General features: G+C 29.3%; 15 protein-coding genes and 1 pseudogene. 2 read left to right on the forward strand and 14 right to left on the reverse strand.

The annotated features are described in order from the left end of the window. Nucleotides 1-401: 401 nt before the first annotated feature. Together COL3_RS06975 and COL3_RS06980 are read right to left on the reverse strand one after the other, a co-directional pair. A complete protein-coding gene (locus COL3_RS06975) occupies nucleotides 402-1,346 on the reverse strand; it encodes a GNAT family protein (protein WP_008418960.1) in 945 nt (314 codons plus the stop codon). 170 nt (nucleotides 1,347-1,516) lie between these two features. After that, nucleotides 1,517-2,281, reverse strand: a complete 765-nt coding sequence (locus COL3_RS06980) for a tRNA threonylcarbamoyladenosine dehydratase (RefSeq protein WP_008418958.1) — start codon at nucleotides 2,279-2,281, stop codon at nucleotides 1,517-1,519. A 422-nt stretch (nucleotides 2,282-2,703) separates the two neighbouring features. Between COL3_RS06980 and COL3_RS06985 the strand changes: the two genes are divergently transcribed. Beyond that, entirely contained in the window at nucleotides 2,704-3,396 is a 693-nt protein-coding gene (locus tag COL3_RS06985; RefSeq protein ID WP_008418956.1) for a 5'-methylthioadenosine/adenosylhomocysteine nucleosidase, read from the forward strand. 74 nt (nucleotides 3,397-3,470) lie between these two features. Here the strand turns inward: COL3_RS06985 and COL3_RS06990 are convergent, their stop codons facing one another. Together COL3_RS06990 and COL3_RS06995 are read right to left on the reverse strand one after the other, a co-directional pair. Next, nucleotides 3,471-4,292 carry a nitroreductase family protein gene (locus COL3_RS06990; protein ID WP_008418954.1) on the reverse strand — a complete coding sequence of 274 codons (822 nt, stop codon included), beginning with the start codon at nucleotides 4,290-4,292 and terminating at the stop codon, nucleotides 3,471-3,473. Nucleotides 4,293-4,352: 60 nt separating this feature from the next. Continuing rightward, nucleotides 4,353-5,690 carry a potassium channel family protein gene (locus tag COL3_RS06995; RefSeq protein WP_008418953.1) on the reverse strand — a complete coding sequence of 446 codons (1,338 nt, stop codon included), beginning with the start codon at nucleotides 5,688-5,690 and terminating at the stop codon, nucleotides 4,353-4,355. Between the two features lie 174 nt (nucleotides 5,691-5,864). On the opposite strand from COL3_RS06995, the gene COL3_RS07000 reads away from it, so the two are divergent. After that, a complete protein-coding gene (locus COL3_RS07000) occupies nucleotides 5,865-6,788 on the forward strand; it encodes a DUF2935 domain-containing protein (RefSeq protein WP_008418951.1) in 924 nt (307 codons plus the stop codon). A 132-nt stretch (nucleotides 6,789-6,920) separates the two neighbouring features. On the opposite strand, the gene COL3_RS07005 is transcribed toward COL3_RS07000, so the two are convergent. The 10 genes and pseudogenes from COL3_RS07005 to COL3_RS07050 all read right to left on the reverse strand — a co-directional run bounded on the left by COL3_RS07005 (nucleotide 6,921) and on the right by COL3_RS07050 (nucleotide 14,069). Continuing rightward, a complete protein-coding gene (locus COL3_RS07005; protein ID WP_008418949.1) occupies nucleotides 6,921-7,226 on the reverse strand; it encodes a spore coat protein in 306 nt (101 codons plus the stop codon). A 24-nt stretch (nucleotides 7,227-7,250) separates the two neighbouring features. Continuing rightward, nucleotides 7,251-7,478: a hypothetical protein gene (locus COL3_RS07010; protein ID WP_008418947.1), complete on the reverse strand. Its 228-nt coding sequence runs from the start codon at nucleotides 7,476-7,478 to the stop codon at nucleotides 7,251-7,253. Between the two features lie 34 nt (nucleotides 7,479-7,512). Then, nucleotides 7,513-8,649: a zinc-dependent alcohol dehydrogenase gene (locus COL3_RS07015; RefSeq protein ID WP_008418945.1), complete on the reverse strand. Its 1,137-nt coding sequence runs from the start codon at nucleotides 8,647-8,649 to the stop codon at nucleotides 7,513-7,515. 19 nt (nucleotides 8,650-8,668) lie between these two features. Then, complete coding sequence (locus COL3_RS07020) at nucleotides 8,669-9,031, reverse strand: spore coat protein (protein ID WP_008418943.1); 363 nt, start codon at nucleotides 9,029-9,031, stop codon at nucleotides 8,669-8,671. Between the two features lie 93 nt (nucleotides 9,032-9,124). After that, the gene (locus tag COL3_RS07025) at nucleotides 9,125-9,334 is read right to left on the reverse strand and encodes a hypothetical protein (RefSeq protein WP_008418941.1); all 210 of its coding nucleotides are present in this window, start codon (nucleotides 9,332-9,334) and stop codon (nucleotides 9,125-9,127) included. Nucleotides 9,335-9,627: 293 nt separating this feature from the next. Further along, nucleotides 9,628-10,734, reverse strand: a complete 1,107-nt coding sequence (glf, locus tag COL3_RS07030) for a UDP-galactopyranose mutase (RefSeq protein WP_008418940.1) — start codon at nucleotides 10,732-10,734, stop codon at nucleotides 9,628-9,630. 113 nt (nucleotides 10,735-10,847) lie between these two features. Continuing rightward, the gene (locus COL3_RS07035) at nucleotides 10,848-11,864 is read right to left on the reverse strand and encodes a glycosyltransferase family 2 protein (protein WP_008418939.1); all 1,017 of its coding nucleotides are present in this window, start codon (nucleotides 11,862-11,864) and stop codon (nucleotides 10,848-10,850) included. Beyond that, on the reverse strand, nucleotides 11,865-12,524 hold the full coding sequence (locus COL3_RS07040; RefSeq protein WP_008418938.1) for a phosphatase PAP2 family protein: 660 nt from the start codon (nucleotides 12,522-12,524) through the stop codon (nucleotides 11,865-11,867). 615 nt (nucleotides 12,525-13,139) lie between these two features. After that, nucleotides 13,140-13,346 (reverse strand): annotated as a pseudogene (locus tag COL3_RS07045) (phosphohydrolase); the annotation flags it as partial. A 60-nt stretch (nucleotides 13,347-13,406) separates the two neighbouring features. Further along, nucleotides 13,407-14,069, reverse strand: a complete 663-nt coding sequence (locus tag COL3_RS07050; RefSeq protein ID WP_008418936.1) for a putative cell wall binding protein — start codon at nucleotides 14,067-14,069, stop codon at nucleotides 13,407-13,409. Between the last annotated feature and the right edge of the window lie 135 nt (nucleotides 14,070-14,204).

The following is a 14,204-nucleotide window of genomic DNA, read 5'->3' on the forward strand; positions in this document are numbered from 1 at the left end:
TCGTTGTATTTTTTTGTTTTATTGTGTCGCCCTTAAGCGACTTAATCAGTATATCATCGTGTCGAAAGCTTGTCAACAACTTTTTTAAAATCTTTTTAACTCTATATTTAAGAGTTTTTGTTGATTTACTTTGTGGTTGCTTACGTCTCTTAGCGACGTGTTTTATCTTAACATATAAGCTTATCGTAATTATTCTATAATCTATTATATATTAAAATTAAACACTAAATTCTATATTTTTCTCTTTTTTTCACTACTTTTCTATTATTGATACGCTAGGACTAGTTATTTAACTGCATCTTAATTTTACTCTAGTTCCATTATAAAAAATTTATCCAAAACTGCGACGGAGCATAGGTAAAGCTTAATTTCACTCTACATTTACCTAACCCCCGCATTAATTATCCCTTGAATTCTTCTTTTAAAATATAATAAGTTGCATGATCCATCCACTTTCCATTAATTAAAAGATACTTTTCATTTATTCCTGTCAACTTAAATCCACATTGTGTTAATACTGCTCTTGACCTTTTATTATCCAGTAAGGCTGACGCTTCTATTCTGTGAAGCTCACACTCTTCAAAAGCATAATCGAGTATAAGTTTGACACTTTCCTTCATATATCCTTTACCTTGTTCATTTTCATCTATAGAGTATCCCAAAGTTCCATTTCTGAAAGATCCATGCACAATTCTAGAAATTTTTATTTTTCCGATTAACTTTTCTTCTTTAAATATCCCTAAATCAACATGAGTTCCATTCAAAAACTCTCGATAACTCTTATTAAGCAATTTTTTTTGAGTTTCTAGCGTATAAAAATCACTATCTTTAACAGGTTCAAAAGGAGCCAAATAATTTTTATTTTTTTGGTAGTATTCTAGTATCTCTTCTGCATTGCTTGAATTTAAATTTTTGAGTACAATGTTTTTTCCTTTTAATTCTATTAAAGAATATCTACTCATTTGGTTATACTCTATTCGAGTTATCCCAAATGATAACTCATCAAAATATTCGCCTTTAAAATACTCATTATGACTAAATACTCCCTCTAGTGTGAATCCCAAGTCTAGAAATGGATTAATATCTATTGTTTCAATAGTTTTAATATTAACTTTAAAAATATTTAAATCTTTAAAGGTACCTTTTAATATGAGCTTCAAGGTATCGCTCAAAAGATCATAATTAGATGCTCTATAAAATCTAAGATTAATATTACACGTTTTACTTGTATCATTTAACTCCATTGTTGCAAATCTACCGATTATGATATCATTTTTATCTCTAATTAGATACTCTGACTGATTTAATTTATCTGATTGTATTTTTACACTTACATTCAATTGCATATAGTTCTCTCCTAAATATAATATTGTCCACAAATTTTAGCGAAGTAATATACTTATGCACAAAACCCACAATATATTGTTGATAACTTTATTATTACGCCAACATATTGTGGGAATTACTTTAATATACAATTAATAACCTAGTTCTTTATTGCAATTTTATAGTTTACCTAACTATTAATGCCCAGTATATCCTTTATAACTTCGCCTCCAATTATCATTCCCGCTACTGGTGGAACAAAAGATATGCTGCCAGGTATTTGCCTCTTGATGGCACACTTTTTAGTTCCACCTGTACAAACGCACCCAGTCTTACATGTAACAACATCATCATAGTTAGGTTTCATAGGCACCTCTTCAGAATATACAACTTTTAATTTTTCTATTCCTCTTTTTCGCAATTCAGATCTCATAACTTTAGCTAACGGACATATCTTTGTTTTAAATACATCTGTAACCTTAAATTGTGTAGGGTCTAATTTATTCCCCGTTCCCATAGAACTCATTATCCTTATTCCTTTTTTATAGCAATATTCCACTAAACCAAGTTTTGCCGAAACTGTATCTATAGCATCAACAACATAATCTACGTCATCAGGAATTATATCTGCTATATTTTCTTGTGTAACAAAAATTTGATGTGCTATTACATTGCACTCCCTGTTTATAGATAATATCCTTTCTTTCATAACTTCAACCTTAGGCTGACTAATCGTCTTATATGTAGCATGTACTTGTCTATTTAAATTAGTCAAACAGACTGTATCATCATCAACAATAATTAATTCACCAACTCCTGCTCTAGCAAGCGCTTCAATAGTATAGCTTCCTACTCCGCCCACGCCAAAAACAATAACTTTACTTCCCTTCAATTTGTCTAACCCATCTTTACCTATTAAAAGTTCTGTTCTTGATAAAGAATGTTGTGCTGCCATATATTTTCTCTCCTTATTTAATTTATTCAACATAATAGTTCATTATATGTTTCTCACTTAATCCATAACATATATAATAATATGTGTAATATTCATTACTTCCCTTATTATTTTTATACTTTCAATTGTTAATTGTTATTATACCATAAAAATAAACTAAAGCTTAATAATAAAATCCCCAAAATCAGGCGTAAAGTAACTTATTTAATAATTAATATAGTTTAAATTTAATTAATTACTTACAACATTATTTAAAGTCAATAATTATAATTTTTATATTTTACCTATTAAATTTACGGAGTAATGATTATAATATTAATTAGTATTATGCATAATTAACCAGTATATTTTGTTTTTTGTCTAAATATAAACAAAATATTTATTATTTATGTTAAATCAATATTTTAGGAGGATTATTTTATATGACTATTGGAATAATTGCTGCTATGGCAGAAGAATTAGAGATTTTATTAGCGGATTTAACTCTCGAAGAAAAACTTGAAAAAGCTAACATGACTTTTCACAAAGGTACACTATACGGAAAGACTGTTGTAGCTGTGGTTTGTGGCATAGGTAAAGTTAATTCTGCTATTTGTACCCAAATACTAGCATCTGAATACAAAGTTGATAAAGTTATTAATGTTGGGGTTGCAGGTGGAATTGGCAAAGAAATTTATCCTGGAGATATCGTTGTAGCAGAAAACTTGGTGCAACATGATATGGATACAACAGCTTTTGGTGATAAGGTAGGTCAAATTCCAAGGCTTGATACGTTTGACTTTAAATGCGATAAAGAAATGGTTGCCTTAGCTAAAAAGGCATGTGAAGAAATTCCTGAATTAAATAGTTTTATAGGTAGAATCGCCTCTGGTGATCAATTTATTGCAAATATTGAAAAAATTCAATGGCTTGATAAAGAATTCGGAGCAATTTCTTGTGAAATGGAAGGTGCAAGCATAGCTCAAGTTTGCTACTTAAATTCAATTCCATTTGTAGTTATTAGGTCAATTTCTGATAACGCAAATAATGGTGCACATATGGATTATCAAAAATTCATTCCAGTTGCAGTTAAAAATTCAACAAGAATATTAAAGCAAATGCTTGAAATGATGTAATTTAATAAAACAGCTATTTTAGATTAATCATATCAATCTAAAATAGCTGTATATTTAATATGTTACATTAACTTTTACTTCCATAGGATATTAGGATCTTTTCTTGGAACTGTTCTAATATATTTTACATTAGGATATCCTATAACCATACACGTTACAATCTCTTCTTTACCTTCAAGACCAAGTAAATTCCTTATTCCTTCATCTCCTTGTGCTGCAATTGCAAAGAATCCACTAAAAAATGTTCCTAGACCTAAAGCATTAGTCATAAGTTCCATATTCGAAGATGCTAAAGTTGCATTTATTGGCGAATCAGAAATTGCAAGAATTACAATTGGAGCATTAAAAAATAACTTGTCATTAACTTTTGGATTTTCTTTATATTCATTATACATTTTAATCCACATTTGAGCATATCTCTTGAATGGTATTGTTTCTGGATTTAAATTTTTAAGAATATCTTCTCCTTTAATCTTAAGACTTTCTAAAGCCATTTCCTTTAGCTGCTCTATTTTATCTTTTACCACTATGTATGATACGTTTTGACTATTGGTACCAGTTTGAGTAAATCTTCCTGCTTCAACAATTTTAAGTATTTTTTCTGTTTCAACATCTTTATTTATGAATTGTCTTGTGGTCCTTCTAAATTTTATGAAATTTAAAAGCATTTCTGGCTCTATTTTAAATTCAGCTTCATTATACTCTTTTACATCTTCCATATTATACTCATCAGTTGATACTGCTCCTTTTGGACAAACAGCAATACAGTGACCGCATTTCATACACATAATATTTTTAACCTCAGCCTTACCGTCAGCTACTTTAATAGCCTTAGGAAAACAATCTTTAACACAAAGCCCGCATCCTATACATTTTTCATTATCTACAATCATCATAGCACATTAACTCCTTTAACATTAACTTTTTATATCATAAAATACATTTATACTTATCTATCACATAAATCTTCTTGAAAGCGATACTACAAAGCTTGACGAGAAAAATATTCCTAAAAATGACTCTACTCCAACTGCCACCTTCATCCAGTTAAGTGGCGTTATATCGCCATATCCAACTGTAGTAAATGTTATTATAGTAAAATAAAAAGCATTACCAAATTTACTTATAATATAATGTATATCTAAAGTTGAAGTCTGGCACATTTCTATTACTGCTATAAATAAGTTCTTTGAACTTAATGGAGTATCTTTACACATTAGAAGATTAGGAAAAGAACAATATAGTATAAAAAATACTGATATCATTATAAACATAGATAATAACGTTCTTTCCCAGCTTGTATAATACTTAGTAGTTATCCCAATTAAATAATACAATAAATTAAACTTTGCTTTATTTTTACTTTTCTTTTCTAACCTCTCATATTTTTTAAAGTAATAGAAGGTTTCTAAATATTGCTCTATTCTTCCGCTGGATTTATATATATCTGAGACAATCAGAAAATTCCATTTAGTTTTTTTAAAGTCGTCTTTAAAAATTAAAGGCTCGTACTTTTTATTTTCTAGCAATTCATATTCTAAGTAACATTTGTCTGAAAAGTTAGTCTTATACAAACTAATTTTTCCATTTAGCTCATCGAAATTTATTTCTGATTTTTTATAAAAAGAACATTTTAAGAAATTCAATTCACTGTTTACATCCAATTCTAATTTACTTAATCCTTCAAACCTACAATCTACAAAATCCAGATCTTTGTTTCCTATTACTTTATCTAAAATAAAATCATTTAAAATATTTACTTCTTGAAAAAGTAAATTGTCTTCAAACCTAGATGCATTGGCACTAAAACTTCCAAATTCCGAATCTTCTAAAATTATGTTTTCTTTAATTATCAGATTGTTAACTCTTAATTTTTCACAATTTATAAATCTCATAAAAAGATTTCGGCTTATAATAGTATCATTAAACTTTATTCTTTTATAATCTCCTCCCAGCATCTCAATATCTTCAATAAAATTACAATTATTAAAACTTAAGTACATAGACTCCTCTATCTTAGGCTCACAATAACTGTCAATCTTAAATTTCTCTAAAAATATAACATTATAAAAAACCCCTGAAATATTATTACATTCACAAGTAACAACTATTCCTGTTTTATTTTCTACAACTTCTAAAGGTTTATATATGTATTTTTTTAATTCTTCTTGTGTATCCACAATCTTATATTTCTCTGCTTTGCCATCCTTAATTATAGATATAAAATCTATATCTTTTGAAATTTCCTTAAATTTCAATTCTCCAAATTCTATTTCTAACCCCTCTTTAACCATTCCCTACCTCATACTAACAATTATTTTAAATTAGTAATTAATACAATAAAATTATATCATTTTTTTCGTCACTATCCTATTAAATACTTATTTATTAACCATACAATCATTTATTTTATAATTTTGAATATATTTTATAAAGATGTAACTAATATTTTAATTTAGGAGTATATAATGCTATTAAAGCAAGAATTTATTAATCAATCCTTAGAGTTGAACCTATTTTTCTTAAGAATTATGAAAGAACACTCTATATTTATGGAAGCTGGGATTCCACCAAAGAATAAAGATTTAATAAGTCAAGCTGATGCTTTAAAAAATGAATTCTCTACCTTGCTTACACGCGCCATATCATTGTCTGATGGGGTAATCCCTTCTAGAATTCTAGAAACAGGCGAAATTATTACTAATTATACTTTAGATGCTGAGAGAGCTACTCAGTTTGCCACCGGAATTTATATCGATCCAAACATAACTTCTTTGGAAAATTCACTTTCTACTGATACAAATAATAGCGATACTTCAGGACTCACAGATAATGTTTACATGTTAAATCGTCACTCAATTGCGGCAACAAAAATGATTATTAAATTTAAAACTAAATTAAAAAATGATGTTTTAAGTTGCAGACTTTTCACAAACTTATATCCAGCATTGATAAATCATATACTTAGTGAGGCAATGGTTTTTCTGGAGCTGCTAACAAGATTGCAAAATGGTATTAAGATTGATATAAAAAGGGACGCACTTGCCCTTGAGACTTTCTGGGATGATAAATTGTCTGAGCATGGTTTTACAATTAGAGGAATGTTAGATCCTACCGAGGTAGAATTATTCAATATAGCAGATAACTTTGGAAAAGAATTTGAAGAATTAAGAAAAGAAGCAGCTTCAATGGATAATACATTATCAGGCTTTTCTAATCTCACTGAAGATACTTTAAATAAGGCTATTGATTTCAGGAATTTTAAAGCGCAGGCTACCGAAGGGCTTTTGGCATGCAAAATTAAATCTATAATTCTTCCACTTTTAGCTGACCACGTGCTTAGAGAATCAAATTATTATATAAATTTATTACGGTCATTTAGTAATATATAAACCAATCCGATTCATATTTTATTATCTAACAAATATTAGACCTAAAAATAAAAGAGGGTAATAAATTCGAAACTCATACCAGTATAAAAGTTTTGTTTCAATTTTTTGCCCCCTTAATTTTTTATAGAATTTCTACATGATGTTTTTTGTAAGATCTAAAGTTGTATCTGTTGTTTTCATATCCACTTTATATTGCGCTTCAAGATCATAAGCATTATAATATCCGTTCTTCATCATATAATTGAAAATTTTTTCGTGAGTCGCAATTGCATCTTGCAATTGCTTTTTCAATACTAATCTTACTTCTGGTGAAGTTGTTTCTGTTATCGCTACAGCATAATTTTGTACGCCGCTTTTTGCAGATATTAAAAAATCAGTAGCAATAACTTGATCAGTCATTTTGTTCATTCCAATAAGACTTTCTATTAATCCATTCATAAGCCCGCCTTCTTTCTAATTAACTTAAGATTGTACTTCTTCTGATACAGCTATATTTGACTTTTTCATAAGATCTCTTAATTCTTCGATATGAGTTTGGGATATAGTTACTTCTTGCTGCAGTATAGATTTTAGTTCATCATCCGAAACTAAGGGTGACATAGTCAGAGATTTTGTTAAGCAAGTATTTTTAAATGTTAATATCTCATGCAACTGCATAGTTTCATTAGGTGCAATGCCTTGTTGATTCATACTTTTTTCCTCCTTCATTAATTTTAAACTTTCTTTATGGTTTAAGAACAACCTTAATACAGCCATCAGTTTTTGTATCAAACACCTCATATCCATACTCAGCTTGATCCAATGGCAATCTATGAGTAATAATGTCACTGGGATCAACCTTACCATCTTCAAGCAATTTATAAAGAGTTGGCATATATGGAATTACTGGTGCTTGACCTGTTCTTATATTAATATTGCGATTCATTATATCTCCAAACGGAAATGCATTGTACCTCCCTCCATAAACTCCTGTTACTTGTATCATTCCGCCTTTTCTTACTGCTTGTGTAGCCATAACAAAACCACCTAAAGATCCACTTTGAAGTTTTAACCCCGAACCTAAGAACTCCATTGGCGTCATCTTTCCATCCATACCTACACAATCTATTACTATGTCTGCACCACCATGAGTAATTTCTTTTAAATACTCTCCAGTATTTTCGTGCTGCTCAAAATTAACAGTCTCTACTTTGTTATATTTTTTTGCGTGCTCAAGGCGATAGTCTATGTAATCAACTGCTATTACTCTTTCTGCACCATGCAACCAACAAAACTTTTGTGCGAGTAACCCTACAGGACCACAGCCTAGTACAATAACGGTATTTCCTTTTTTTACACCTGCGTTTTCTACACTCCAATAAGCAGTACCCATTGCATCTGACATTAGTAATAGCTTTTCGTCTTCTACTTCTGAATTCTCTGGAATTTTAAATGGAGTAAAATTAGCATATGGAACTCTCATATATTCCGCCTGCCCTCCAGGGTATCCACCAAAGGTATCTGAATATCCGAAAAAGCCTCCATTTTCACCATTTGGATTTGAATTATCGCACATACAAGTTAAATCATGTTTGCAGTAAAAACATTCTCCACAACTTACATTGAAGGGTACAATAACTCTATCACCCTTCTTTAATTTTGTAACTTCTGGGCCAACTTCCTCAACAATTCCCATTGGTTCATGCCCTATAACATAACCTTGAGGGAGGTTTGGAACCATATCATGAATCAAATGCAAATCCGAACCGCATATTGCTGTACTTGTGAGTTTTACGATAATATCATCAGCTTTTTGTATCTTAGGGTCTGCTACTTCTTTAACTTTTACATTTTTTATGCCTTGAAATGTTACAGCCTTCATTATATTAATACCTCCTTTATTATTTTGTCTGTGTTGCAAACATACCTATTCTGCTTGTATCTCCTGGAAATAGATCTAGGCCTGCAATTTGAGTAGCAGTTGTGGATGATTCTATGTCCATTTGAAACTGCTTTTCTAAATTAACAGGATGAAACCATCCCTTTTTTATCATAAGATTAGATATTTCCTCATGAAGATTAATAGCGTCATTTAGCTGATTTTGCAAAAATATTCTAACTTCAGGAGTTGCTGCTTCTGTTAACGCAATAGCACAATTTCTCACTCCACTTTTGGCATTCAATAAAAAACCTAATGACATAGTCGCATCAACAAGTTTAGGCATTCCTTCTGAATTTCTTACTTCTAAATAATCATTTATCATAACGTTCCTCCTTTTTATAATCCTTAATTTTTAGTGTCATCTTCAACGACTGTATTAACCGATTGAATTTATATATATTTCCAACACATATTATTATCTAATTTTAGGTGCTTTCTTAAGTAAATTTTGTAGGCCATTTATTGCAGTAATAGATTGTTGTACATCTTTTTCTAATAACGCTTTTAGGTCTTGATCGAAAACTACGCCTTCCATCATTTTTGACGTAGTCATACATATAGTTTTGAAATTCAACATTTCGTGAACCTGCATTGTTTCATTTGGTGCTAAATATTCTTGTTTCACAACATCACCTCCTGACTCTTTACTAATAAATGTATTCTTCCACACGATAAATTTAGTTATACAACTAACTTATTTCTTACATAAAATAAAATCACCCTAACTTGGATGACTATTACAAAACATCATAGTATTTTACTTAATTATTCTGTATTAAAAAGCACCTTGATTCCATAATATTCTCAAATAACAAAGCATAAGCATTTATAATTGAGCTTCCTGGAATACTCTAATTTAAATGCTTATGCTTCTTCATTATATATAATTAATTTATTCTATAAAAATATTATTTGTTATCAGTTTTCGCTATCTAGTTCTTTTTTAACACAATCCAAAGCTGCTTCAATAACCTTATCCATATCATAATATTTATAATCTCCTAGTCTTCCTCCAAATATTATATTATTCTTTCCTTGAGCTAATTCTTTATATTTATTGAATAAAGACATATTCTTGTTATCATTTATTGGATAATATGGTTCGTCACCTTGTTTCCATTCCTTTGGATACTCTTTTGTAATGATCGTTTTATCTTGATTTCCAAACTCAAAATGTTTATGCTCAATAATTCTAGTATATGGTATATCTCTTTCAGTGTAATTTACAACTGCATTACCTTGATAATTTGCCTCACTTAACACTTCTGTTTCGAAAAGTAAGCTTCTATAATCTAATATTCCTAGCTTATACTCAAAAAATTCATCTATCATTCCTGTGAATACTAATTTCTTGGCAGTCTTCTCAAAGTCTCTATATTCTAAAAAAAAGTTGGTATTTAATTTTACTTCTATCCCATTTAGCATTTTATTTATGATTGAAGTATATCCACCTTTAGGAATTCCTTGATATGTATCATTAAAATAATTGTTATCGTAGGTGTATCTTACTGGGAGCCTTTTTATTATAAAACTTGGCAAATCTTTTGCATTTCTCCCCCATTGCTTTTCAGTATAACCTTTAATTAATTTTTCATATATATCTTTTCCAACAAGCATTAAAGCTTGTTCTTCTAAATTCTTCGGTTCACTAATATTTAAATTTCTTATTTGGCTATGTATCTTATTTTTTGCCTCTTTCGGAGTCTTTACTCCCCATAGTTTATTAAATGTATTCATATTAAATGGCAAATTATAAAGTTCATCCTTATATATTGCTAAAGGTGAGTTTATGAAATTATTAAATTCTCCAAATTTACTTATGTACCTCCATACAAATTCATTACTAGTATGAAAAATATGAGCTCCATATTTGTGCACATTTATCTCTTCTATGCATTCTGTATATATATTTCCACCTATATGGTTTCTTTTATCAATCACCAAACATGTTTTTCCTCTTTGTTTAGCTTCATAGGCGAATATAGACCCGAATAGTCCTGCTCCAACAATTAAATAATCATACATTAATATCACTCTTTCCTTATCAACTTTGACGCCAAAGTCTCTTCCGTTCCCAATTTTACCTCTTGTAATATTTCATCAGTATACTAATATCTTATAAATAAGTCCTATTAAAACTAATTAAATCCAAACACCTTTCTTGATAATGAGTAGCCTGCTAATATTAACTTTCTTCCGACTAATCCTTTAATTTTCATACATAATCCCAAAAGATATTTATTAATTTCCTTATACAATTGTCTGTTTCTTAATTTTAAATAACTCCAAAGTTCTTCTTTTTTATTTAAACTTTCCTCAGTATTTTCTCTTAGTAAGAGTACTGTACTGACTGTCATCATCATTACTAAATATTTAATCATATACTTTCGTAATTTTTTACACTCAATAAGCATAGGATTATAACAATCAATAATTATCTTTGTTACTTTAATCTGTTGATCAATACGCTCAATCATCACTTTTTCATTAACCGATTGATCTTCTCTTCCGATAAAGTACCTATAAAGATCTACATTTAAATAATACATGGTATTCACATAAGGCAGCGGCTTGTACACAAAAATATTATCAACATAAAATGTATGCTTAGGAAGCTCTAAACCGCACTCGCGAAGAACCTCTGTGCGATAAATTACTGAATGCATCAATATATTCTGGCTGCTTTTAAGATATCCTAAGTCACTCCATGTAAATATTTTTTCTTCTGGCATTGCCCCTTTATAGTTAATTACTTTTTCTTTATTTATATTTGCATTCTCATATACATAATTTGCAATGAGCATATCTAATGATTTGGAATTATTAATCATATTTTTTAATACATCAAGTACTTTTTCTAAACTTTCTTTATCAAACCAATCGTCACTATCCAAAACTTTAAAATACATACCGCTTGAATGATTCAAACCTGTATTTATGGCATCACCATGACCACCATTTTCCTTGTGTATTGCGCGTACTACATGTGGATATCTCTTCTCATATTCATCAGCGATTATTGAAGTATTATCCCTAGAGCCATCATCTACAATCAAAATCTCCAAATCCTCGCTGTCAATTAATAATGAGTTTATAGCCCTATCCATATAGGCTGCTGAATTATAACAGGGTACTACTACAGTAAGAACTTTCATTTATACCTCCTGATTAATAAATTTAAATGTTTTATACAGCTGCATGTGCAAAGATAACTGCCAAGTTAATTCTGCTAACATAATACCTCCAAAAACATCTATTATAACATGCTGTTTTGTTGTTAATGTTGAAATACATATCATCACCGCCATAAATAAAGAGAAATAGCGATACCATGCAGGTATGGATTTACAATTTCTAAGTCCAGCAAAACAATACCAGCTAACCAAACAGTGAATTGATGGGAAAAGATTGTCTGCTGCATCTATATCATATAGAAATCTAAGCATATCTGGAAAAATGCCTAAGGTAGTGATGTCAGGTCTAATATTAGTTGTTGGAAATTTTAAATAAATAATACCACATATTAATTTTCCTAACAAATCTGCTATCAAGAACCGGTAACAATGATCTTTATCTATATTACTAATTAATATATAATTAGCAATCCAAAATAAATAACTCCCAAAATATATTAAAGTAAATATCGGAACAACTGGTATCCTATCATCATAATATGATGTTAAATTATGAAAAATGCTATGCTTATTTAGTAAACGAGCTCCTGAATATACTGTAAAATTAAAAGCTACACATAGAGTTAATGGCTTAATAGCATACTCTGGTATATACTTATATATTTTTTCTACTATTCTCATCTTTCTCTCCTATGCTTCTTTAAAATAATAAATATACTTTTTTAAAAAGTTTTAATCTTAGACGTAATACTTATATAATAAAAATTCCATTAACTAATATTATATCAAATTTATTCAATATCTTCTAATCTATTTAATATTAATTTTGACACCCCATCCACCTAATATTTCTCCCTCCTAAATCCTCTAATTTATTATCAACACCATTTAATCTTAAGTTAGAATTTGTAATTAATATCTTCACTCATTAAATTCCTCGTTTTTAGATGTGTATTCACCTGTAATCTCTATAACATTATCATCTGGGTCTGCAACTTGAAAATAATAGTATGGTATCACATTGTTAACATATTTAATCTTAGTCGCTAGTTCGCTAATATTTAGATTTATTATTCTGTTGCGCTCTTTTTCTAAATCTTCAACCCAAAAATTCAATACAAACTTATTAGTATTTTTTGCCTCTGCTATAGCAACAAGATTATCAAATTTTTCAACATATTCTCCTTTATGTATTGTTAATTCTGGATTTTGAGTATCAAAATAGCCGTTCATCATAGATATATTATGCCCCTGAAATTGGAATTGAGCAAAACGCTCCATATTCATTGAAGTTACTTTCATCTCATATTCAATGAAAGGATTATATTTTGAAACATCTTTCAATCTTCCATTTTCAACTGTATTGTCTTTAAGATATCCATCAATAGGTTCACTTGCTATTAGCCTTTGACCAAATTGTCCTGCTAACATAAAAGTACGGGCAATTCCACTTGCTCCTATAACATCAAGTTTATCTGAATCAAAATATATTTTTGCTTCTAACTTATATAGCAGTAAAAACGGAAAATATCTCTTCCTTTTTTACTGCTAGTCCTATGTTTTTTAATACTTAATAGTATTTAAAAAATTATTAAAGGCGTTCATATTTTCGCTTGAAATTTCATTAGCTGCTACAATAGTAAAAATATATGATTCATTATTGTTAAAGAAAATTACCTGATGTATTTGAAATACTTTATTTAACGTAGAATTATTATGTTTATAATCAACTACTTGTGCTGATTTACCATTAAATGTCTTATTTGATACAGTAAGATTATCAACACCAGCCATACTTTTTAAGTTATTAGTAAGTTCATCCATGCAATCTTTTTGTGATTTACCTTGTAAAATGCTAATCAATTCATCCACGCTTGTTCCAACATCATCTATTTTATAATAAGTTCTGTCAGCTGAATCCGTTGTTTTAATCCAATTTGAAGGAAGTTGTATTGTAAAGCCTTGAATAGTTGAATCCCATACTCCATAACTGTTTAAATGATATTTATTGCTTATAAAGCAATTATGAGCCATGTACCCATCTTTCTTAAAATAATACCATTTCCCGTCTATTTGTTTCCAGCCTGTATACCATGAATCACCGTTGGCATACCACCATCCTGTTGGATTCTGCCTCCATTCTGCGTGTGCTGCAATTGGATTTAGCGAAAATATTGCAGCTATTGTAATAATCCCCGCAGTCAATTTTTTTAACTTTTTAATCATTATTTACCCTCCTTATGCGAAAAAAGATTTTTAATTTATTCCTATATTTAAAATCAATATTCCAGATATAGGAACTAATATAATTATAAAATATTATGGTAATGAAGTACATAACTTTTCTAATATATGTATTTA

The sequence above is a fragment of the Clostridium sp. LS genome (genome assembly GCF_002760435.1).
GTDB lineage: Bacteria > Bacillota > Clostridia > Clostridiales > Clostridiaceae > Clostridium.